We start from the raw sequence: 23,066 nt of genomic DNA on the forward strand, positions 1-23,066 counted from the left end.
GTACGGAAACCGAATTAGCACAACTATTGACATGGCAACGTTCGGGGAGTGCCGGTTTTTTTTCGGTTCCCCCCTCGTAAAAGAACATCCTCCGCTCTGAACTGGAAGATGACCGCTCGTTCGCGGACATAACAAAACGATGAGGTTTTACATGCGTAAAATTAAAGGGTTACGTTGGTACATGATCGCACTGGTGACGCTTGGCACCGTGCTGGGTTACCTGACACGTAACACTGTGGCGGCAGCTGCGCCGACTCTGATGGAAGAGTTACACATCTCCACTCAACAGTATTCCTATATCATCGCAGCGTATTCTGCTGCTTACACCGTAATGCAACCCGTTGCTGGCTACGTGCTTGATGTTCTCGGCACGAAAATAGGTTACGCGATGTTCGCCGTTCTGTGGGCCGTCTTCTGTGGCGCGACCGCACTGGCTGGCAGCTGGGGTGGCCTGGCGTTGGCGCGAGGCGCTGTAGGTGCCGCTGAAGCCGCAATGATCCCGGCCGGTCTGAAAGCCAGTTCTGAATGGTTCCCGGCAAAAGAGCGTTCAATTGCCGTCGGTTACTTCAACGTCGGTTCTTCTATCGGCGCGATGATCGCCCCGCCGCTGGTGGTCTGGGCTATCGTCATGCACAGCTGGCAAATGGCATTCATTATTTCCGGTGCCCTAAGCTTCATCTGGGCGATGTCCTGGCTGGTGTTCTATAAACACCCACGCGACCAGAAAAAACTGTCTGACGAAGAACGTGATTACATTCTGAACGGCCAGGAATCACAGCATAAAAACACGACCTCGAAGAAAATGTCGCTCGGCCAGATCCTGCGTAACCGCCAGTTCTGGGGCATCGCGCTGCCGCGTTTCCTGGCTGAACCGGCGTGGGGGACTTTCAACGCCTGGATCCCGCTGTTCATGTTTAAAGTCTACGGCTTTAACCTGAAAGAAATCGCCATGTTTGCCTGGATGCCGATGCTGTTTGCTGACCTGGGCTGTATCGTTGGGGGTTACCTGCCACCGCTGTTCCAGCGTTGGTTTGGCGTAAACCTGATCGTGTCCCGTAAAATGGTGGTCACCATGGGCGCGCTGCTGATGATTGGCCCAGGGATGATTGGTCTGTTCACCAGCCCGTACATCGCTATCGCCCTGCTGTGCGTCGGCGGCTTTGCTCACCAGGCGCTGTCCGGTGCGCTGATTACACTCTCTTCTGACGTATTTGGTCGTAATGAAGTGGCAACCGCGAACGGTCTGACCGGTATGTCCGCCTGGCTTGCCAGTACGCTGTTTGCCCTGGTCGTTGGCGCGCTGGCCGACACCATCGGCTTTAGCCCGCTGTTCGCCGTGCTGGCGGTATTCGACCTGCTTGGCGCGTTAGTCATCTGGACGGTACTGCAGAACAAATCAGCCAGCGAGATAGATTCAGGTCCGCAAACTGGCGATCCCGCGACGCAAAGTTAACCGGATGCGATACAAAAAGGTTATATAATGCTAAGCCGTCAGTTATCTGGCGGCTTTTTTGTCCTCGCGAGTGGAGGCGTAATCGCAAAAGTGGTATAACAAATATAGTCTGCCGTATCATGCCTGGAGCGCATATGGAAATCACCGAACCACGCCGTTTATACCAACAACTTGCCGCTGATCTTAAAGAACGCATCGAGCAGGGTGTCTATCTGGTGGGTGACAAACTCCCCGCCGAGCGCTTTATCGCCGATGAAAAAAATGTCAGCCGTACCGTGGTTCGTGAAGCGATTATCATGCTGGAAGTTGAGGGCTATGTTGAGGTGCGTAAAGGATCGGGGATCCACGTCATCTCTAACCAACCCAAACATTATGTTGCTCCCGACGAAGGTTTGGAATTCGCCAGCTACGGTCCTTTTGAATTGCTGCAAGCGCGTCAACTTATTGAGAGCAACATCGCCGAGTTTGCCGCCACCCAGGTGACCAAGCAGGACATTATGAAACTGATGGAAATCCAAGAGAAGTCGCGCAACGAAAAAAGCTTTCGTGACTCCGAGTGGGATCTCCAGTTCCATGTGCAGGTTGCGCTGGCCACGCAGAACTCCGCCCTGGCCGCCATCGTGGAAAAAATGTGGACTCAGCGTATCCATAACCCCTACTGGAAAAAACTGCACGACCACATCGACTCGCGTACGGTCGATAACTGGTGCGATGACCATGACCAGATCCTACGGGCGCTGATTCGCAAAGATCCCCATGCCGCTAAACTGGCGATGTGGCAGCACCTTGAGAACACGAAGCAGATGCTGTTTAACGAAACCAGCGATGATTTTGAGTTCAACGCGGACCGTTACCTTTTTACTGAAAATCCGGTCGTTCATCTCGATACGGCTGCTAACGGCGCAAAATAATCAATCTTATCGATACAGGCGTGACGGCGCGCCTGTACCTGATGCTGAGTAAGCATTAGGTATAAAATGTCAGCCTGTGTAAATCCTCTCGCCTCCCTCTAATGCGATAAGCAAAATCAGAGTTCAGCAACCGTAATTTCTATAACGGACAACGTTGACCTTTGTTACAATTAGATGCTATTTGAATTTTTGTGTTTAAGAGCTTGCTAACTTCACAACTTCACAGGGAACAGTTCAGGCCGTGAATTTGTATCAGACCGCGCACCTTGCAAAAAACATCAATAAAATCGCGGTGTTACAAAATCCAGAAAAACCGGCATGACGATAACCGATTCTCCAGGAATATTGAATGGAACTACTGACTCAATTACTGAATGCTTTATGGGCTCAGGATTTTGAAACTCTGGCCAATCCTTCCATGATTGGCATGCTCTATTTTGTACTATTTACCATTTTGTTTCTGGAAAATGGACTGCTGCCAGCAGCGTTTTTACCCGGCGACAGTTTGCTGGTACTGGTCGGCGTACTTATTGCCAAAGGCGCAATGGGTTTTCCGCAAACAGTACTGCTACTCACCACCGCGGCCAGCCTCGGCTGTTGGCTCAGTTATATCCAGGGGCGATGGCTGGGGAATACCCGCACCGTACAAAATTGGTTGTCGCACCTTCCTGCGCATTATCATCAGCGCGCACATCATCTTTTTCATAAGCATGGCTTGTCTGCGCTGCTGGTTGGTCGCTTCATTGCGTTTGTCAGAACATTATTGCCGACCATCGCAGGGTTATCCGGCCTGAATAATGCGCGCTTTCAGTTCTTTAACTGGATGAGCGGATTGCTTTGGGTCCTGATCCTCACAACTCTTGGCTATCTGCTGGGTAAAACGCCGGTATTTCTTAAGTATGAAGATCAGCTCATGTCTTGCCTGATGCTGCTTCCTGTGGTGTTACTGGTGTTTGGTCTGGCAGGTTCACTGGTTGTACTGTGGAAAAAGAAATACGGGAACCGAGGATAAATTATGCTGAAATCATGCATAACGTTCCGACGACTTGCCTGGACCACTACCTTTATGCTGTTTATCGGCGCGCTGCTCCTGACCTGGTCGGTTATTCGTCAGCAGGAGTCAACGCTTGCCATTCGCGCAGTAAACCAGGGAGCCAGCATGCCTGATGGCTTCTCTATCTGGCATCACCTGGATGCCAACGGCATTCGCTTTAAAAGCATTACTCCGCAAAATGACGCGCTGCTGATCACTTTTGATTCCAGCGCGCAGAGCGCAGCCGCCAAAGTCGTGCTGGACCGTACGTTACCGCATGGTTTCGTCATCGCTCAGCAGGATGATGATAATCAGGCGGTGCAGTGGTTATCCCGCTTACGTGATACCCCGCACCGTTTTGGTTAATCTCCAGGAATCTGAATTAGATCACTCACTTTGGTGATTTCACCGTTTAGCGCCTATGATTAATAAACTGGGATTATGACCCAACGTTTTATTAATCTGGAGCATCGACCGCACGCCACAACGTCGAATCACAATGGAAGGTTCAAGAATGAAATACCGCATCGCTTTGGCTATTAGCCTTTTCGCTCTCAGTGCCGGCAGTTACGCCACTACCCTCTGTCAGGAAAAAGAACAGGATATTCAGCGGGAGATTAGCTATGCCGAAAAGCACAACAATCAGAACCGCATCAATGGTCTGAACAAAGCACTTAGTGAGGTTCGGGCTAACTGTACTGACAGCAAACTGCGCGCCGACCATCAGAAAAAAATCGCAGAGCAGAAAGATGAGATAGCCGAGCGTCAAGATGATTTAGCCGAGGCGAAGCAAAAAGGCGATGCGGATAAAATTGCCAAACGCGAACGTAAGCTTGCCGAAGCTCAGAATGAGCTGAAAGAACTCGAATCACGCGATTACTAAGTACGGTAACTACCCACTCAACTGGAGAAAACTATGTCGAAAGATAATGCTACGGACAACCTGCGCGCTGAGCTGAAATCTCTTGCGGATACGCTTGAAGAAGTACTTAGCTCCTCTGGCGATAAGTCGAAGGAAGAGATGAGTAAAATTCGCAGCAAAGCCGAACACGCCCTGCGGGAGAGCCGTCATCGCCTGAGTGAAACCAGCGATGTGATTGCCAAACAGACCCGTGAAGCCGCGGCCAAAGCCGATAACTATGTACGCGAAAACCCATGGACTGGCGTCGGGATTGGCGCTGCAGTCGGTGTGGTGCTTGGTGTACTGCTGTCGCGCCGTTAACAATGGCTGACTCTCAACACGCACAAGGTCCAGGCAAAAGCGTACTGGGTATTGGACAGCGGATCCTGACGATTCTCGTTGAGATCGTAGAAACGCGGTTGCGGCTGGCCGTTGTGGAACTGGAAGAGGAAAAATCAAATCTCATCCAGATCCTGCTGATGCTTGGGCTGACCATGCTGTTCGCGGCGTTTGGGCTGATGAGCCTGATGGTGCTTATCATCTGGGCCATTGACCCGCAATACCGCCTGAACGCAATGATTGCCACCACCGTTGTGCTGTTGGTTATGGCGCTTATTGGCGGGATATGGACTCTGCGTAAAGCGCGCAAAACAACGCTGCTACGCCATACGCGCCACGAACTCGCAAACGACAGGCAGGCCCTGGAGGATGATGCATAATGAGCAGTAAAGTCGAACGTCAACAACGTAAGGCGCAACTGCTTGGACAGATCCAGCAGCAACGGCTGGATCTGTCTGCTACTCGCCGCGACTGGCTGGAGGCCACCGAAGTCTACGATCGTGGCTGGAAAACGCTGTTGAACCTACGTGGCTGGGTGTTAGTGGGTAGCAGTATCATGGCAGTTCGTACCATTCGTAATCCTAATCTGCTGGTACGCTGGGCTAAGCGCGGTTTTAGCGTCTGGAGCATCTGGCGTCTGGTTAAAGCGACCATCAGACAGCAGCAACTGCGCGGCTAATCCCTCTCACTCCCCCTAACCTCAAAATTTTTGAAAAAATTTGACAGTTTTCCTTGCTAACAATTGTCATTAAGCACGTTTATGATTCTCTCCATCGACAGCAACGACGCGCTCTGCAGCGTCGTTGCACACAAAACAAAATAAGCCGCCTGAGTGGTTTCCTGGAGTGAATGATGAAGAAATTAGAAGATGTTGGTGTACTGGTAGCGCGCATTCTGATGCCAATCCTGTTTATTTCCGCAGGCTGGGGAAAAATCACCGGATATGCGGGTACCCAACAGTATATGGAAGCCATGGGCGTGCCTGGTTTTATGTTGCCGCTGGTCATCCTGCTTGAGTTTGGCGGCGGTCTGGCAATCCTGTTCGGCTTCCTGACCCGCACAACCGCGCTGTTCACCGCTGGCTTCACGCTGCTGACAGCATTTATCTTCCACAGCAACTTTGCGGAAGGCGTGAACTCTCTGATGTTCATGAAAAACCTGACCATCGCAGGCGGTTTCCTGCTGCTGGCTATCACCGGTCCGGGCGCATTCAGCATCGACCGCGTTCTGAATAAAAAGTGGTAAGCGAGCTATACTGAACACACCAAAAAGCGAGGGGACATCTCCTCGCTTTTGCTATCTGAGGAGGCGATAAAATGGGACAACTGATTGACGGCGTATGGCATGACACCTGGTATGATACCAAATCAACCGGGGGAAAATTTCAACGTTCAGCATCGGCTTACCGCAACTGGCTCACCGCGGATGGCGCACCGGGTCCAACGGGCGAAGGGGGATTCGCTGCCGAAAAAGACCGCTATCATCTCTACGTTTCTCTGGCCTGTCCGTGGGCGCACCGTACGCTGATTTTGCGTAAGCTCAAAGGGCTGGAACCGTTTATTTCCGTCTCCGTTGTACATCCGCTGATGCTGGAAAACGGCTGGACCTTTGACGATACCTTCCCGGCTGCAACCGGCGATACGCTGTATCAACACGAGTTTCTTTACCAGCTCTATCTGCACGCCGATCCGCATTACAGCGGTCGGGTAACCGTCCCGGTGCTGTGGGATAAAAAAAATCACACCATTGTCAGCAACGAATCTGCGGAGATCATCCGCATGTTTAACACCGCTTTTGATACTTTGGGCGCAAAAGCTGGGGATTACTATCCGCCAGCCCTGCAAAGTCAAATCGACGAGCTGAACGGCTGGATTTATGACAACGTCAATAACGGTGTGTACAAAGCCGGATTTGCCACCAGCCAGGAAGCGTACGACGACGCCGTGGAAAAAGTCTTCCAATCCCTGGCGCGACTGGAGCAAATCCTGGGGCAGCATCGCTACCTGACCGGCAACCAGTTAACAGAAGCAGATATTCGCCTGTGGACCACACTGGTACGTTTTGATCCCGTGTATGTGACCCATTTCAAGTGCGACAAACACCGGATTAGCGACTATCTGAACCTATACGGTTTCCTGCGCGACATCTACCAGATCCCGGGCATTGCGGAAACCGTCAATTTCGATCACATCCGTAATCACTACTTCCGTAGCCATAAAACCATTAACCCGACTGGTATTATTTCTGTTGGGCCGTGGCAGGACCTTAACGAACCCCACGGGCGTGACGAGCGTTTCGCATGATTTACACGGGTCTACTATGGGGTAATGCCGATTAGTTAAGCATGTATGGCGAACATGTGATTTTTGCTCAGGGTTCCGTTCACCTCAGCGGTGTCATTTCTTTGAAACGCCGTTACCCGTGAACGTGCAAGGGAGGCTCACCGCCGCCTCCCTTGCAACCCTGGCTCCCGGCGGGAAAATCGTCGCTGCGCGATTCATTCGTCTTATGCCGTCTGCCTGTCGGGTCGGGGCCGAGCCTGCATCCCTGCAGGCCGTCCCCTCTGCCCGCATCCCTGCGGGCAGACCCGGTCAGCCGTCAACGCCTCATCGATTTTCAGCCGGACATGGGTCATCGCTTCAACGCTCTGACTTCCAGTAAAATCTGTTTTGCTGTTCAGATATATTCAAATAAAAATACAGATGGTCAGGTGTGGCTGGTCCGGCTGAAAATTGCCGACGTGTTTCCGTAAGGCCGGGAGAACCCGCAGGGATGCGGGTTCAGGGCGCGCTTTGCAAGGACGCTTCATCGCGCCCGGCCCGAAAGCCTGAAGGAATAAGCGGAGGACAAAATTGCCGGGAGCAATTTTGAACAGAGCTTACGCTGGCCCCGAAGGGGTGAGCCCCAGGGATGGGGCGAATATTCCACGAAGTGGCAATTTTCCGTGCCGGGAGCCGGGATTGTAAAGGGCGTGGCGGAGAACGCCCTTTACACGTTCACAGGAATCGATGTCTCAGAGAAACGATGAACATAAGGTGAACGGAACCCTTTCTCTGAGAGCGCATATTCATCACTTCTACCACACAGGCGATAGTTTCTGAAACTAAGGCGTTCACTGATAAGTATTACCCATCAGCGGGCCAAATAATTAACACATCAAATATTTACCATCATTTCATTCACAGCTATTCTTAATTTGATTGCTTTAAAAACAAGTAATTGAATGCAGAACGAGGCAAAAATGGATTGGTATTTAAACGTATTAAAGAATTACTTTGGTTTTGGTGGTCGCGCGCGTCGTAAAGAATACTGGATGTTTGTGCTGGTCAACATCATCTTCACGTTCGTGCTGGGTATCCTGGACAGAATGCTTGGTTGGGAACGCGCCGGAGGGGAAGGCATACTAACAACGATTTATGGGGTTCTGGTGTTTATCCCCTGGTGGGCGGTACAGTTCAGGCGTTTGCATGACACCGATCGTTCAGCCTGGTGGCTGCTGGTGCTGCTGATCCCGATCGTTGGCTGGTTGATTATCATCATTTTCAACTGTCAAAACGGGACTCAGGGGAGTAACCGCTTCGGGCCCGATCCCAAACAGTTATCCTGACGTAGCATATGTAGATGCCTGATGGCGCTGCGCTTATCAGGCCTACAACATACTCCGTCTTCCAGGCCGGATAAGGTGCTTCGCACCGCATCCGGCGTAACAGTCCGGCTATTTACCCACAAACAGTTTGGGGATTTCCCGCAGACACCAGGATTTCGCCTCACCCATACTGTCTCGCCGCCAGGCCATAATGATATCAATTTCACTTGTCGACTCAGGGCTTACTACCCGCAACCGACCAGCCGCAATATCCTCTTCCACCAGCGGGTAAGGCATCGTCGCCACACCCAGTCCGGCTAACAGCGCCTGACGTTTATCTTCTATCGAACTCACCGTCAGACGAGGTTGTTTATCCAACAGTTGCACGGTCAACACCGGACGTTCACGGGCGGTATCTGCAACCGCGATACCACGGTATTTCACGCGGGTGACTTCCGATAATGGTTCCGGCTCCTGATGGATAGGATGATCCGGTGCCGCCACATACACGTTCATCAACGAGTACAGCTTGCGCGAGTTGATTTCGGAAGATGAGCGAAAATGCATATCCGGCGCAATCACGATATCCGCTCTCCCTTGCTCCAGACGCTCCCACGCCCCGGCCAGAACTTCAGTGATAACGGAAAGCTGGGTATTGGCCTTCCCGGCAAGCCTGTCGATCAGCGGGAAAAACGCCGCCGTCGGCACCAACGCTTCGGTCACGATGGTCAGATGCGTTTCCCACCCACGCGCCAGCGCTTCGGCATCGGTAGTCAGCTTATCCGCAGCTTCCAGCAGGACGCGTCCACGCTCCAGCAGCATACGCCCGACGTTGGTGAATTTTGTGCGGTGACCTGAACGGTCAAACAAGACGACGTCCAGCTCTTCCTCCAGCTTCTGCATGGTATAGCTGAGGGCTGAAGGAACCCGCCCCAGTTCATCTGCCGCGGCGGCAAAGCTACCGCGTCTGTCTATTGCGTCCATGACGCGTAACGCTTCAAGCGTTAAAGCCCTTTCTTTGGCCATCTCGTTCTCATTCAGGAAATTTGAACATACCAGGCAGAATATCTGGCTAACAATGCAGCGTCTAGCCATTTAACATAAAAGGAAGTAAAGAGAGGTCAAGAACTATGATTACTACCCGTACAGCCAAACAATGCGGACAGGCAGACTACGGCTGGCTGCAGGCCCGTTATACCTTCTCCTTTGGACACTATTTTGATCCTAAACTGCTGGGTTATGCCTCGCTGCGAGTTCTGAACCAGGAAGTTCTGGCACCGGGGGCCTCTTTCCAGCCACGTACCTATCCGAAGGTAGATATCGTCAACCTGATCCTCGAAGGGGAAGCTGAGTACCGCGACAGCGAAGGCAACCATATCCAGGCTAAAGCGGGCGAAGTGCTATTGCTCGCGACACAGCCCGGGATCAGCTATAGCGAACACAATATCAGCAAAGATAAGCCGTTAACCAGAATGCAGCTCTGGCTGGATGCCTGCCCGCAGCGTGAAAATGCCTGCGTGCAGAAAGCCATGCTGAGTGCCGGTAAGCATCAGTTGCTGGCCTCGCCGGACGGTGAGCAAGGCAGCCTGCATCTGCGCCAACAGGTTTGGGTGCATCATGTTGAGCTGCAACAAGGCGAATCGCTCAGTTTTCAGTTACATGGGCCTCGCGCTTATCTCCAGTCGATCCACGGCAGATTCCATGCGGTGACGGCTGGCGCCGAAAAAGAAGCACTCACCTGCGGCGATGGCGCATTTATTCGTGACGAAACTAACATAACGTTAGTCGCCGATACCCCGCTGCGCGCTTTGCTGATAGATTTGCCCGTATAGTCATGGAAAACAATGGAGTACGACTATTGAGCAAGAAAAAAACAAAAAAACGCCAGCCGCAGGTTGAGCCGCAAAAACAGGACACGGCGACTTTCGGTTATGAAGAAATGCTGACAGAACTGGAAGCGATTGTGGCCGATGCCGAGCTACGGCTCGAAGACGAAGAAGCCGCCTGAAAAGGCGGCTAAGAGTGATGCCGGGTGGCGGCTGCGCCTTACCCGGCCTACAGATTAATGCGCTTTACTGGCCATGATCTCAATGATCTGCTTGTCGGTTTCCTGCATTGAACGACACGCCAGCGCGCACAGGTTAGTGATAGATTGCTCCACGTTATGCGCTACAATCCCTTCGTTACCCGTTACAGCAGTATCGTCCAGAGCCATCAGCACCGCTTTCCACGCCGCAGATGCGCTGGTTGAAACTTTCATCGCGCAGCTGTTTGAGGCGCCATCGCAAATCATTCCGCTCACGTCGCCAATCATGCTGCTGATCGCCATCGCGATGGTGTTGTAGCGCCCATCGACAATCCATGCCATACCCGCCGCAGCGCCCATCGCCGCCGTGGTTGCCGCACACAGTGCGGACAAACGTGGAAGCTGATGATGGATGTAGATTGCGCTCAGGTGAGACAGCATCAGCGCACGCGCCAGTTTTTCCTCATCCGCGCCAAAGTGCTCAGCAACCACCATCACCGGAACAGTGGCGGTAATACCCTGATTACCGGAGCCGGAATTACTCATCGCTGGCAGCGTCGCCCCGCCCATTCGCGCATCCGATGCCGCACTGGTACGGATCAGAATGGCGGTAGATAGATCGTCTGCCAGCAAGCCACGCGCGCACTGCTTCTCAAGCGTGGTTCCGATGTGCAAACCCCAGTTACCGCGCAGCCCTTCCTGAGACAACGCCCCGTTCAGTTTTGCCGCATCGAGAATAAAGCGGATTGACGCAAACGGCACCGCATTCACAAACGCCAGAATCTCTTCCAGCGACGTGTGAGACAGCACCGCCAGCGGTGACTCCTGCTCCTCTTCCTGAGTGCTCTCTTCTGTCGCGAACACCACGCCTGTGTTGGTTTCAATGCGCACAACGTTGGTATGGCCGCCAACAATGGTCACGCACGCCCATCCTTCAGCGCTGTACACTTTCGCACGGGAAAAAAGAATATCTTCGCAAGGCTCTTGCAGCATCACCGTAACCTTCCCGGCGCTCAGCATCGCTTTGGCCTGCGCCACCGCCTCAGCCGAAGCGTCTTTCAGCACTTCCAGCCCGGCTTTGGCGTTACCACCGATCGCGCCCAGCGCGGCGGCAATCGGTAACCCCACCATGCCAGTCCCCGGAACGGTCACACCCAGGCCATTTTTCATCAGGTTTGGCGAGACCCACGCATCAATGCGTTCAACCGCGCCGTCCAGCTCAGACGATGCGACCGCCGCCGCCAGAGCCAGAGAGATAGGTTCCGTGCAGCCCAGCGCGGGCTTCACTTCTTCCTGCACTGCGCGAATAAAACTATCCCATAATGGATTCAATGTAGTCTCAAACATAACAACAACCTTTGCTCAGATAACTCAGGAAAATGCCAGGAACGGAGAAACGCACAGCAGCAAGCCCGTGATAATAATCAGATACAGGGAAGCGCCTTTGTATTTGTGCAGTGCAGGAACTTTGTAGACCAGCCACGCCGGGATCAGACAACCCACCATGCCGAAGATTGGACTACAAATAGACGTGAAGCTCAGTACCGGCGCATTGAGCACAATTGCGCTCCAGGCCAGCAGAATGGCGAAAATCATAATGCCGCGCTGCACCAGGGTTTCATTGATTTTCTCGGCTGGCATTTTACGGCGCAGCACGTTCATCACGATCCCCTGAGTAGCTTCACGGAAGCCTAAATAGACGCCGAAGAAGGCAGTCATTACGGCAAAGATGTTCAGGATAACGCTGACGATTTTCACCCAACCAGCACCATCGCCGCTGATAAACTGCGCAGCAATCGCCAGAGCGGAAATGTTCTGCTCATAGGCTTTAACCGCTTCGTCGTGGCCCATCGCCAGCGTGAAGGAAACGGCGTAGAAAAAGACCGTAACGAACAGAATACCAAACGCGATATTCATAGCGCGCAGCGCTTTATGACGCGCCACCTCAATGGATTTTTCGCGAGAACGATATGAGATAACCATTGGGCTAAGAGTCTGAATAAACAGAATCGAGGTCAGCGTAAACGGCAGCGTGATAATCGCGTTTTTGATCAGCAGCGCCATCGGCGGCAGCGAACCTACATTATATAAATGCCACATCCCTACCATCGACACGCCAAGCGCCGCTACCACCAGCAGTTTGGTCAGTACCATACCGGTAGAGATTTTAAACAGCAGTTTTTCCCCGCGCGACGAGATGGCCACCAGGATGCAAATCAGCACCAGGCCATAGAACGGGCTGTCGGACAGTAAGCCTTCAGTCACGCCAAACGTGTGCAGATAGGAGGCGCTGTCGTTAGTGATGGCGGTGGAATAGACGAACATCCAGATGACCAGCATCACAAAATACAATGCCCCCAACAGGATGCCCCAGTTTTTACCCAGGTAGCCGCTGATCACGCTCGGGTAGTCTTTGCATTCTGGGGATTCAGCCAGCGTATTGATAAACAGACGCTGGAACAGATACATGGCAGGGTAGCCGATGATAGAGGAGAGTAAGAATACCCACAGCCCCATCAGTCCTACCTGGACGGGAAGAAAAACAATCCCCGCGCCGATTGCCATACCGATACTCATAATGACCCAGCCGGTGTCCGTACTGTCGAATTTAATGGCTTCGCGCCATTCGCTTTCGGTCATTCCCGCCCGACGCGCCGGAGCAGATGCGTCGAGTATTACGCTGCTATTCGTTGCCGTTTCCATAATTTCCCGCTCAATGTGTAGGTAGAGGTTTTTTTATTTTTTCGTACTACTTAATGCGATACGCAGTACATAAGGTGCAGGTGAGCTATTGGAGTAATGAAGAAATCATACGCGCAGGATCAGAGAAAAACTTCACAAACAAACCCCTGTAATTTCTAAAAGTTAAGAAATATTTTCTCTTTTAAACTCACATAAAGAATGTAATTTCTAATTTTGAAGCCGATCACAACAAAAAAGGTGCACTAAAGTGCACCTTTTCTATCATGCCAAATTGATGGATTCACTGCCGGATGGCGGCGCTTACGCCTTATCCGGCCTACAAACGCACGTCAGGCTCATGCCCTTTCATCTCAGGTACAAACCACTTTAATCGCCAGGCCACCGCGCGAAGTTTCACGGTACTTGTCATTCATATCTTTGCCCGTTTCGTACATGGTCTCGATCACCTTATCGAGCGAAACGCGTGGCTCAGACGTCCGACGTAACGCCATACGCGCGGCGTTAACGGCTTTTACCGCGTTGATCGCGTTGCGTTCGATGCACGGTATTTGCACCTGTCCGGCGACCGGGTCGCAGGTCAGCCCCAGGTTATGCTCCATGGCGATTTCCGCCGCAATGCATACCTGCGCAGGGCTACCGCCAAGCAACTCCGTCAGCCCGGCTGCCGCCATGGAACAGGCTACGCCAATCTCTCCCTGACAGCCCACTTCGGCACCAGAAATAGAAGCATTCATCTTATACAGCGCACCTATCGCTCCTGCTGCCAGCAAATATCGGGCAATCGAGTTCGCATTCACCGGACGGCGGAATTTGTCGTAATAGGCCAGCACGGCGGGAATTATCCCGCATGCGCCGTTGGTTGGCGCGGTCACAACCCGACACCCGGCGGCGTTTTCTTCGCTCACGGCCAGCGCGAACATGTTGATCCAGTCGATCACGTTCATCGGGTCACTGGACAAGTTATCACTGGAAACCAGCAGTCGCCGCAGCGCCACGGCGCGACGAGGGACGTTCAGCGGGCCCGGCAGGACGCCTTCGGTGTTCATGCCGCGCTCAATCCCGGCGTGCATGACGTCCCAGATGGCGGCAAAACCAGCATCGATTTCCTCTTTGCTGCGCATCGCCAGTTCGTTTTGCATCATCAGGCCGGAAACAGACAACCCGTTGCGCTCGCACAACTTCAGCAGTTCGCTGGCGGAATGAAAATTGTAGGGTACGGGTGTTTCTACGTCATGCACCTGACCAAATTGCTCCTCTTCGACGATAAAACCGCCACCGGTGGAGTAATAGGTTTTACTTAACAGTGTCTCGTTACCATGCCATGCGGTAATACGCATACCATTTTCATGGCGTGGCAGCGTTTCGCTATGAAAGAGAATATTTTCGTCTGGGGAGAAATCGACAATATGCGTACCCTCAGCAACCGGCAAACGTCCGGTACGGGCCACTTCCTGAGTAAAACCAGGGATTGAATCTATATTAACGTTTTGCGGACTGTTACCGGCCAGTCCCATCATGATGGCGACGTCTGTCGCATGACCTTTGCCGGTCAGAGAGAGCGATCCATAAAGATCGACCACGATATGCGTGGTCCTGAAGAGTTCCCCGCTGCTGACCAACAGATCGATAAAGCTTTTACCTGCGTTCATTGGCCCCACGGTATGGGAGCTGGAAGGTCCAATGCCAATCTTGAAAATATCGAATGCGCTAATCATATCCACACCCTCGGATTGCCGTTCAGTGAAGACCAGGTTTCACACTCATTAAGGATCGGGGCGATCCTGCGATCGCCCCGCAAGGGATTACAGCGTATCGCCACGCACGGCGATGGCTTCAATCTCCAGCTTCACATCCTTTGGTAAGCGGGCGACCTGTACGCAGCTGCGCGTAGGGTAGATTGCCTTGTGCTCATCAAAAAACTGCTGGTACACCTGGTTAATGGTGGCGAAGTCGTTCAGGTCAGAAACGAAAACGGTGGTCTTGACGATATCGCTCACCTTCAAACCGGCGGACTCGACAATCGCTTTCACGTTTTCCAGGCTTTGACGCGCCTGATCGGCCACGTTTTCTGCCACTTCACCGGTCTGTGGACACACCGGAATCTGACCTGAAGTCAACACCATACTGCCCAGATCCACACCCTGTACGTAAGGTCCAATCGCCCCTGGCGCACATTCGGTTGCAATAACTTTTCTCATAACCCCTCCAGCGTTACAGCGCCTGGGTGAAAGTACGTGAAATAACGTCCTGCTGCTGTTCGCGGGTCAGCGCGTTGAAGCGCACCGCATAACCAGATACGCGGATCGTCAGGTTCGGATAGTTTTCCGGGTGCTCAATGGCATCCATCAACATTTCACGGTTCATAACGTTAACGTTCAGATGCTGCCCACCTTCCACATGCGCTTCATGGTGGAAGTAACCATCCAGCAGCCCGACCAGGTTGGTTTTACGCACGCTATCTTCTTTGCCCAGCGCAGCCGGCACAATGGAGAAGGTGTACGAAATACCGTCTTTGGCATAGGTAAACGGCAGTTTGGCGACCGAGGTTAACGACGCCACCGCACCTTTGCGATCGCGGCCGTGCATCGGGTTTGCCCCTGGCGCAAACGGCGTACCTGCGCGACGTCCATCCGGCGTGTTACCTGTTTTCTGGCCGTACACCACGTTGGAGGTGATGGTCAGAATGGACTGCGTCGGCACCGCGTTACGGTAGGTTGGCAACACCTTAATTTTTTTCATAAAGCGTTCGACCAGGTCGCAGGCAATGCTGTCTACGCGCTCGTCGTTGTTACCGTATTGCGGATAGTCGCCTTCGATTTCAAAATCGATCGCCAGACCGTTTTCATCACGAATCGGTTTCACGCGGGCGTATTTAATAGCCGACAGTGAATCCGCCGCTACGGACAGCCCCGCCATACCACAGGCCATCGTGCGATAAACATCACGATCGTGCAGCGCCATCAGCGAAGCTTCATAGCTGTACTTGTCGTGCATGTAGTGGATGATGTTCAACGCGCTGATGTACTGCACGGCCAGCCAGTCCATAAAGTGGTCCAGGCTCTCCATCACCGTGTCGTAATCCAACACGTCATCCATCAGCGGCGCAGTTTTCGGTCCGACCTGGATTTTTAGTTTCTCATCCACACCGCCGTTGATTGCGTACAGCAACGTTTTGGCGAGGTTGGCGCGCGCACCGAAGAACTGCATTTGCTTGCCGATAACCATCGGGCTGACACAGCAGGCAATGGCATAGTCATCGCTGTTAAAGTCAGTACGCATCAGATCATCGTTTTCGTACTGTAAAGACGAGGTGATGATGGACACCTGAGCGGCATATTTTTTGAAGGCAATCGGTAGCTGCTCGGACCACAGTACCGTCAGGTTCGGCTCAGGCGCCGGCCCCATGGTGTGTAGCGTATGCAGGTAGCGGAACGAGTTTTTGGTCACCAGCGTACGACCATCCAGCCCCATACCACCGATGACTTCGGTCGCCCAGATAGGGTCGCCAGAGAACAGGGTGTCGAATTCCGGCGTACGCAGGAAGCGCACCATACGGATCTTCATAATGAAGTGGTCGATCAGCTCCTGCGCCTGCTGCTCGTTTAAAATTCCCGCTTTGAAGTCGCGCTCAATGTAGATGTCGAGGAACGAAGCAGTACGGCCCAGCGACATAGCGCCGCCGTTCTGCGATTTCACCGCAGCCAGGTAAGCAAAGTAAACCCACTGCACCGCTTCCTGCGCATTACGTGCCGGACGAGAGATATCGCAGCCGTATTTCGCTGCCATTTCCTGCATTTGCAGCAGAGCGCGACGGTGTTCAGACAGTTCTTCACGCAGACGAATCGTGGCTTCAAGATTCTGCCCCCACTCCAGATTCGACTGAAGATCGGCAAACTGCAGTTCACGCTCACGCACCAGGTAGCGGATACCGTACAGCGCAACGCGGCGGTAGTCACCGATGATGCGGCCACGACCATAGCCGTCCGGCAGACCGGTCAGTACGCCGGATTTACGGCAGCGCAGCATATCCGGAGAGTAGGCATCGAATACGCCCTGGTTGTGGGTCTTACGCAGGTCAGTAAACAGGTATTCAAAATTAGCATCCATCTCACGACCATAAGCATCAAAAGAGCTTTTGATCATGTTGATGCCGCCAAACGGATGCAGGGCGCGCTTGAGCGGCGCATCCGTTTGCAGACCGACGATTTTTTCCAGTTCTTGTTCAATATAACCGGCGTCATGCGCGGTTATCGTGGTGGCAATATTGGTATCGAAATCAACCGGCGCATGGGTCGAGTTTTCAATACGGATGCCCGCCATAACTTTTTCCCACAACGCCGTAGTTGCTGGCGTTGCTTCGGCGAGGAAAGATTCATCCCCTTCATAAGGCGTGTAGTTGTGCTGAATAAAATCACGGACATTAATTTCTTCTTTCCAGTCCGTACCTTTAAAGCCATTCCAGGCTTCGGCATACAGCATATCGCTGGTATCGATATTTACCTTCATGAAAAATAATCTCTCTGCTGAAAATTAATTATGCAAATGCTACTGGGATATTAATTTTGCCTAACGCAATGGCATCATGAGCAATCATTTTCTCTTCATTTGTGGGAATCACCGCACAAATAACACGAGCATCCTTATTAGAGATAATTCTTTCGCCATGGGAATTTGGCAGACTATTCATCTCGCTATCGATATTTACACCTAAAACGGCCAAATGCTCGATAACCAAACGGCGAATTAATACTGAGTTCTCACCGATTCCGCCGGTGAAAATAATGCCATCAAGACGATGCAGCGATGCGGCATGTCCGGCGATGTGACGCGCAATACGATGCACAAACGTTTTAATCGCCAATTGCGCGCGCTCATGTCCTTCGTGCCAGGCTTTTTCTAACGTACGTAAGTCAGAGGACAGACCGGAAATACCCAGCAAACCGGACTCTTTATTCACTACGCGCTCAAGGTCGCCGAGCGTCTGGTTGGTTTCAGCGGCAATCCACGCCATCGCGCCGAAATCCACGTCGCCGCTGCGTGTGCCCATCATCAGCCCTTCCAGCGGCGTCATGCCCATCGAGGTATCAACGCTCTGCCCGTTACGTACCGCACAGATAGACGCGCCGTTGCCCAGATGCGCCACAACCAGACCAGAATCATCATTCTGCAGATCCAGAAGTTCATGCGCTCGTTGCGAAACATAGCGATGCGACGTGCCGTGGAAACCGTAACGACGAACGCCTAACTCCTCAAAATATTTCCACGGTAAACCGTACAGATAGGCTTCTGGGGCCATCGTCTGGTGGAAGCTGGTATCAAATACCGCGACCTGCTGCACGCCTGGGAAAAGGTGCTGAGCAGATTCAATCCCGCTCAGGTTCGCATAATTATGTAGCGGTGCTAATGGCGATACCCGGCGAATATTGTCGATAACTTCCTCAGTAATAATTGCTGATTCGGTAAAGATATTTCCGCCGTGGGCAATGCGGTGGCCAATTAAGGCCACACTGTCCATTAAATTACGTTTTTCCAGTTCAACGGCAATCGCTTTTAATGCGTCTTCGTAGCTGTGGTGAGCCAGCTTCGCTGGCTCTCCTCCATTAATTGCTATGAACGCATTTTCAGAGTTAATACCGTCTGCAATTCCCGCCATTAAAACTTCGCAGTTTGCTGCATCGAGCACTGAGAATTTAATGGAAGATGAACCACAGTTAATAACCAGTACTACCGGAAACTCATTCATTTCACTACTCCGCTCATCCTGAGCTTAAGGATTAAAACAGTTTGTAGACAATGTTCAGGATGGTCAGCAGACCAATCACGGTAACAAACACGTTATCCAGACGGCCACGGTATTTCGCCAGTGATGGCGCTTTACGGATGGCATACATCGGCAGCAGGCAGAGCAGAGAGGCAATAATCGGCGCGCCCATTGCTTCGATCAGGTCCAGGATGTTCGGGTTGGCGTATGCCACAACCCAGGTGGAACCCATGATGAAGATCATGCTGATGGTGTTGAGCTTGCCCATGGAAACTTTGGTTTTATCGCCTTTGTAACCAAACTTCAGCACCAGACCGTTCAGACCTTCCAACGTCCCCAGATAGTGGCCGAAGAAAGATTTGAAGATAGCAACCAGGGCGATGATTGAAGCACCGTATTCCAGAATGGTGGCGAAGGTAGACTTCGTACCGGACAGTGAAGCGAAGTGGTTCGCCAGGTAAGACAGCACTGGAATGTTTTGCGCTTTCGCATCCGCCATGTTTGCCGGAGAGAGCGTGAACAGGCAGCTAAAGGCGAAGAACATTACTACCGCAACCATCAGCATACTGGCGCGGGAGATGATTTTAGAACATTTCTGCTCGGTGAATTCGCGACCGTAATCTTTCTCATACTCTTCGCGTTTAGAGACGACGAAGGAAGAAACGATTGGCGAGAAGTTGAAAGAGAACACCATGATGGAAATACCCAGCCATACGGTAACCAGGATGCCGTCATGGCCAGTCAGGGCGATATTGCTGATATCAACCTGATCGATAACCGCAGAGTTCCAGTAAGGAATCAGTGACAGAGAGATAAGCACCAGGCTGGCAATGAACGGCCATACCAGGTAGCTCATCACTTTAACCATCAGATCTTTACCAAACCAGATGACGAATGCCATCAGCAGCAACAGGAACAGCGCCACGAAGCCACGGTTTAGCGCGGGCATCTGCAGCTGGTTTTCCCAGAAGGTCATAAAGGTGTTGGTAATGGTGACGCCATAAATCCACAGCAGCGGACAAATCGCAAAGAAGTAGAGGAACGTGATTACCACGCCGCCCGTTTTACCAAAGTGCTCTTCAACCGTTTCTGTGATGTTACCGGAAGGGTTAGAACCGGAAAGACACAGGCGTGCCAGCGCACGGTGGCAATAGAAAGCGATGGGGTATGCTAACACCAGCATGATCAGAATGGGGATCAGTCCGCCAAAACCTGCGCGGATAGGGAAGAACAGCACCCCTGCGCCGATGGCTGTACCAAATAAACCCAGTGTCCAGGTGGTGTCCGATTTGCGCCAGGACGACTGTTTTGTCTGGCTGGATACAATGCTATCAGTAGTACTCATATCCTATCCTCAACGAAGTATATTAAGCGTCAACTAAACCAGTAATTTGAGATACACGAGAAAGATCGATATTACCGCCAGAAATAATGCTGACTGTTTTTCTGTTCTGGATATAGCTATCTAATTTCCCGCTTAATAATGCTGCGCATGCCAGCGCACCGGCACCTTCAGTTACAACTTTATTTCGCTGAATTAATGCCACCATGCTTTTGCGAATTTCATCTTCGCTGACCAGGACAATGTCATCCACCAACTCACGAACGATTTCATACGTTAAAGTACCCGGGCGAGAGACGTCACAACCATCCGCCAGGGTGCCGGTCGTTCGGTGCGTGGTTATTTCTCCAGCGCGGAAAGAAGCCTCCATGCCGTGAACATTTTCAGACTGTACACCAATAATTTTAATGGTCGGGTTAATAGATTTAATTGCCACTGCAATACCTGCAATCAGTCCGCCGCCGCCAATTGGCACAATCACGTTATCGACATCGTACAGATCTTCCAGAATTTCCAGACCAATAGTGCCCTGACCGGCAATCACTTTTGGGTCATCATAGGGCGGAATAAAGATACGGCCTTCCGTTTCCACAATCTCGCTAACCTTCGCGATAGTGTCGTTGAAGTTATCACCGTGCAGCACAACTTCCGCGGAATAATCGCAGGTTGCCGCCACTTTAGACTTCGGCGCGCCTTTCGGCATCACCACTTTGCCGTCAATTCCGAGCATGGCGCAGGAGAGAGAAACCCCTTGCGCATGGTTCCCTGCAGAGCAAGCCACCACGCCTTTACATCTTTCCGCTTCGGTTAATGAACTGAGCTTGTTAAAAGCGCCGCGGATTTTAAATGAACCGGTACGCTGCATGTTTTCAAACTTGAGGAAAATTTCCCCTTTGCAACGTTCACTAAAATAGTTAGAGCGAGGCATTCCCGTTTTATATATTTTCCCCGCCAGTCTTTTTTTCGCTTCGAGGATATCTTCAATTGCAACTGGGAGATCGTATGTAATGTGCATTAGAACCTCTTACCTGGGTATTAAATTAAATAGATAGCCGTAACCATTGTCATATATAGACAGATGGCGTTGAGTCCGTGTTAAAACAAATTCAATCTTTAATCAACTTCAATTAATTGCCTTCGTCTTCGACAATTATATGATGAATATTCTTTGGCTAATTCCACCAAAATAGATGCTGCTTTTTTAATTCGATAATTTTTCGACCACACGGCGGCATAACGCGCGACGGGTAACGTCTCTTGTACCGGGATAGTAATAAACTGGTTTGAGCCAAACGGTGTGGTCATATCACAGGGAATTACAGTTAAGAAATCAGCATTGAGAACAAGATTATAAATGGTGACGACGGAGTCAGTATTAACGATGTTTTCACTGCTGATGCCATTATTTTGTAACGTAGTTAGAAGTTCGCGGTAGTATCCCATATTCGTTTGTGGCAACACCCACTGTTCGTTTTTCAACGCGCTCAGCGAGGTGATGCCGGTGCATGTTCGGGACTTGCTGGCGACCAGGATGAAGTCTGACTCAAAGAGCGGCTCAACATGGAGATCCTGTAGTTTCATCTCATCACTCAGCGTACCGATAGCGAAGTCCAGGCGCCCATCACGAAGCGCGGGTAAGAACGAGGAGAGTTGCGCTTCATACATGGAAACCTGCGCCTTCGGAAACACCTCTTTAAATTTTTTAATCATGCCGGACATGATGGTGAAGGCGATCAGTGAAGGAAAGCCAAACGACACATCAACCACCGCGTTACTCGTCATGCTGTTCATCTCATCAACCATGTTTTTCATTTCACGAGTAATGGATTCAGACCATGAGAGCATCACCTGGCCTGCCTGAGTCAAGGTAACGCCGGTATTTTTACGCACCACTAACTCAATACCAAAATAAGCCTCAACATCATTAATGATTTTGCTGACCGCTGGTTGAGTTAAACCTAATTCTTTTGCAGCCGAACCGATAGAACCACTTCTAATGACTTCCTGAAAGACCACTAAGTGCTGTGTTTTAGGGAGAGAAATAGTATTCATATCGTCCTGCTCTAATAACTTTGTTGACGGCAGGAAGTGTACCAAATTAAGCAAACGAGGATATGTGCGACCACTCACAAATCCCCTTCCCTTACATTTTGTAAGATTATTATTAAATTGATAATTGCTTATTAATCATATAGATATGAAATATCAATCTCACTTAACCCTGACTTTAATCAAAAAAAGATGGGGGGGATAACGATTTTTTATGGCTATAACAACATCATTTTCTCTGTTATTTCTTCGAACCATGAAAGGCTATATTTCAATCAATTACAGAGTAATTACCGGTAAAAAATGCGTTTAAATTTAATAAGTAATTTATCAAATATAATTATATTTTATCGTTTATGGTGTTTAAATAACGCCATGCATCACATTTTTTTGCCTTGTTTGTTTGTAAAAAAACATTGCATTTATCAATATTTAAACCAATGAAAACAAACCATCATCATATGCAACATTATATTAACACTGATTTTGCGCGCTTTGTCAGCAACTAATTTTGTGATGGCGATCGATTGCGCGTTATTATTCTCGATAAAAACGTATCGCATAGCGTTTTGTGCTGCTCATCACAAAACAAGAAATATCCCGAGAGACATTTCCTCTTATAAAAGAAGTCAGGAACATTAATAAGAACGAAATAAAGGTTAGATGAGTGGGAAATAAACGTCAGATTTGTGGTGAATCAATCGCAACGCCATCAGGAAAACATTTGCCGGATGGCGGCGTAACCACCTTATCCAGCCTACAAAACCCGTTCCATACACCCAGTAGGCCTGATAAGCGCAGCGCCATCAGGCATGACAACCTACTCAGAAAGCAAAAACCCCGCCGAAGCGTAACACCGATCGGTTAAGCAAAATGATCGGTTGAACGATCCGGCGGGTAGACGACAATAGCCTCATCAATTCTCTGATGGGGCTTTTTTATGCTTTCGACCTGGCTTGACG

23 protein-coding genes are annotated in these 23,066 nt (G+C 51.1%); 13 read left to right on the forward strand and 10 right to left on the reverse strand.

What is annotated here, in order from left to right:
• Window positions 1-151 precede the first annotated feature (151 nt).
• The 11 genes from FHD02_RS20770 (at window position 152) to FHD02_RS20820 (ending at window position 8,244) form a co-directional block, all read left to right on the forward strand.
• Window positions 152-1,453, forward strand: a complete 1,302-nt coding sequence (locus tag FHD02_RS20770) for an MFS transporter (RefSeq protein ID WP_042311133.1) — start codon at window positions 152-154, stop codon at window positions 1,451-1,453.
• Window positions 1,454-1,587: 134 nt separating this feature from the next.
• Window positions 1,588-2,364 (forward strand): transcriptional regulator ExuR, encoded by a 777-nt coding sequence (exuR, locus tag FHD02_RS20775; RefSeq protein WP_038634073.1) that lies wholly within the window; start codon window positions 1,588-1,590, stop codon window positions 2,362-2,364.
• A 349-nt stretch (window positions 2,365-2,713) separates the two neighbouring features.
• Window positions 2,714-3,376 carry a DedA family general envelope maintenance protein YqjA gene (gene yqjA, locus FHD02_RS20780; protein WP_003024820.1) on the forward strand — a complete coding sequence of 221 codons (663 nt, stop codon included), beginning with the start codon at window positions 2,714-2,716 and terminating at the stop codon, window positions 3,374-3,376.
• A gap of 3 nt (window positions 3,377-3,379) precedes the next feature.
• A complete protein-coding gene (mzrA, locus tag FHD02_RS20785) occupies window positions 3,380-3,763 on the forward strand; it encodes an EnvZ/OmpR regulon moderator MzrA (protein ID WP_042311135.1) in 384 nt (127 codons plus the stop codon).
• A 148-nt stretch (window positions 3,764-3,911) separates the two neighbouring features.
• A complete protein-coding gene (locus FHD02_RS20790; RefSeq protein WP_038634079.1) occupies window positions 3,912-4,280 on the forward strand; it encodes a DUF1090 domain-containing protein in 369 nt (122 codons plus the stop codon).
• 33 nt (window positions 4,281-4,313) lie between these two features.
• Window positions 4,314-4,619 (forward strand): YqjD family protein, encoded by a 306-nt coding sequence (locus FHD02_RS20795; RefSeq protein WP_006687949.1) that lies wholly within the window; start codon window positions 4,314-4,316, stop codon window positions 4,617-4,619.
• A 2-nt stretch (window positions 4,620-4,621) separates the two neighbouring features.
• On the forward strand, window positions 4,622-5,017 hold the full coding sequence (locus tag FHD02_RS20800) for a phage holin family protein (RefSeq protein ID WP_038634082.1): 396 nt from the start codon (window positions 4,622-4,624) through the stop codon (window positions 5,015-5,017).
• Window positions 5,017-5,316: a YqjK-like family protein gene (locus FHD02_RS20805; protein ID WP_038634085.1), complete on the forward strand. Its 300-nt coding sequence runs from the start codon at window positions 5,017-5,019 to the stop codon at window positions 5,314-5,316. Before FHD02_RS20800 ends, FHD02_RS20805 begins: the two co-directional genes overlap by 1 nt.
• Before the next feature lie 173 nt (window positions 5,317-5,489).
• Window positions 5,490-5,882, forward strand: coding sequence for a DoxX family protein (locus tag FHD02_RS20810; RefSeq protein WP_032940735.1), 393 nt, complete (start codon window positions 5,490-5,492; stop codon window positions 5,880-5,882).
• Window positions 5,883-5,953: 71 nt separating this feature from the next.
• Window positions 5,954-6,940, forward strand: a complete 987-nt coding sequence (gene yqjG / locus FHD02_RS20815) for a glutathionyl-hydroquinone reductase YqjG (protein WP_137360668.1) — start codon at window positions 5,954-5,956, stop codon at window positions 6,938-6,940.
• Window positions 6,941-7,878: 938 nt separating this feature from the next.
• A complete protein-coding gene (locus tag FHD02_RS20820) occupies window positions 7,879-8,244 on the forward strand; it encodes a DUF805 domain-containing protein (protein WP_038642883.1) in 366 nt (121 codons plus the stop codon).
• 108 nt (window positions 8,245-8,352) lie between these two features.
• On the opposite strand, the gene yhaJ is transcribed toward FHD02_RS20820, so the two are convergent.
• Window positions 8,353-9,249 carry a DNA-binding transcriptional regulator YhaJ gene (gene yhaJ / locus FHD02_RS20825; RefSeq protein WP_042311140.1) on the reverse strand — a complete coding sequence of 299 codons (897 nt, stop codon included), beginning with the start codon at window positions 9,247-9,249 and terminating at the stop codon, window positions 8,353-8,355.
• A gap of 104 nt (window positions 9,250-9,353) precedes the next feature.
• On the opposite strand from yhaJ, the gene FHD02_RS20830 reads away from it, so the two are divergent.
• On the forward strand, window positions 9,354-10,055 hold the full coding sequence (locus FHD02_RS20830; protein WP_042311142.1) for a pirin family protein: 702 nt from the start codon (window positions 9,354-9,356) through the stop codon (window positions 10,053-10,055).
• 26 nt (window positions 10,056-10,081) lie between these two features.
• Window positions 10,082-10,231, forward strand: coding sequence for a hypothetical protein (locus FHD02_RS20835; protein WP_165406919.1), 150 nt, complete (start codon window positions 10,082-10,084; stop codon window positions 10,229-10,231).
• 54 nt (window positions 10,232-10,285) lie between these two features.
• On the opposite strand, the gene FHD02_RS20840 is transcribed toward FHD02_RS20835, so the two are convergent.
• The 9 genes from FHD02_RS20840 to tdcA all read right to left on the reverse strand — a co-directional run bounded on the left by FHD02_RS20840 (window position 10,286) and on the right by tdcA (window position 22,107).
• On the reverse strand, window positions 10,286-11,596 hold the full coding sequence (locus FHD02_RS20840; protein WP_137370691.1) for a serine dehydratase subunit alpha family protein: 1,311 nt from the start codon (window positions 11,594-11,596) through the stop codon (window positions 10,286-10,288).
• Between the two features lie 24 nt (window positions 11,597-11,620).
• Window positions 11,621-12,952 carry an amino acid permease gene (locus tag FHD02_RS20845; RefSeq protein ID WP_220394291.1) on the reverse strand — a complete coding sequence of 444 codons (1,332 nt, stop codon included), beginning with the start codon at window positions 12,950-12,952 and terminating at the stop codon, window positions 11,621-11,623.
• A 350-nt stretch (window positions 12,953-13,302) separates the two neighbouring features.
• Window positions 13,303-14,667 carry an L-serine ammonia-lyase gene (gene tdcG, locus FHD02_RS20850; RefSeq protein ID WP_220394292.1) on the reverse strand — a complete coding sequence of 455 codons (1,365 nt, stop codon included), beginning with the start codon at window positions 14,665-14,667 and terminating at the stop codon, window positions 13,303-13,305.
• A gap of 87 nt (window positions 14,668-14,754) precedes the next feature.
• Window positions 14,755-15,150, reverse strand: coding sequence for an enamine/imine deaminase (locus FHD02_RS20855; RefSeq protein ID WP_003828585.1), 396 nt, complete (start codon window positions 15,148-15,150; stop codon window positions 14,755-14,757).
• Between the two features lie 13 nt (window positions 15,151-15,163).
• The gene (tdcE, locus tag FHD02_RS20860; RefSeq protein ID WP_137360665.1) at window positions 15,164-17,458 is read right to left on the reverse strand and encodes a 2-ketobutyrate formate-lyase/pyruvate formate-lyase; all 2,295 of its coding nucleotides are present in this window, start codon (window positions 17,456-17,458) and stop codon (window positions 15,164-15,166) included.
• Window positions 17,459-17,486: 28 nt separating this feature from the next.
• Complete coding sequence (gene tdcD / locus FHD02_RS20865) at window positions 17,487-18,695, reverse strand: propionate kinase (RefSeq protein ID WP_220394293.1); 1,209 nt, start codon at window positions 18,693-18,695, stop codon at window positions 17,487-17,489.
• Between the two features lie 31 nt (window positions 18,696-18,726).
• Window positions 18,727-20,058, reverse strand: coding sequence for a threonine/serine transporter TdcC (gene tdcC, locus FHD02_RS20870; RefSeq protein ID WP_006687934.1), 1,332 nt, complete (start codon window positions 20,056-20,058; stop codon window positions 18,727-18,729).
• 22 nt (window positions 20,059-20,080) lie between these two features.
• Window positions 20,081-21,070: a bifunctional threonine ammonia-lyase/L-serine ammonia-lyase TdcB gene (gene tdcB, locus FHD02_RS20875; RefSeq protein ID WP_220394294.1), complete on the reverse strand. Its 990-nt coding sequence runs from the start codon at window positions 21,068-21,070 to the stop codon at window positions 20,081-20,083.
• 98 nt (window positions 21,071-21,168) lie between these two features.
• Window positions 21,169-22,107: a transcriptional regulator TdcA gene (tdcA, locus tag FHD02_RS20880; RefSeq protein ID WP_042311194.1), complete on the reverse strand. Its 939-nt coding sequence runs from the start codon at window positions 22,105-22,107 to the stop codon at window positions 21,169-21,171.
• Window positions 22,108-23,066: the final 959 nt, after the last annotated feature.

This window comes from Citrobacter sp. EC_71 (genome assembly GCF_019584005.1).
GTDB classification, from domain to species: Bacteria; Pseudomonadota; Gammaproteobacteria; order Enterobacterales; family Enterobacteriaceae; genus Citrobacter; species Citrobacter werkmanii.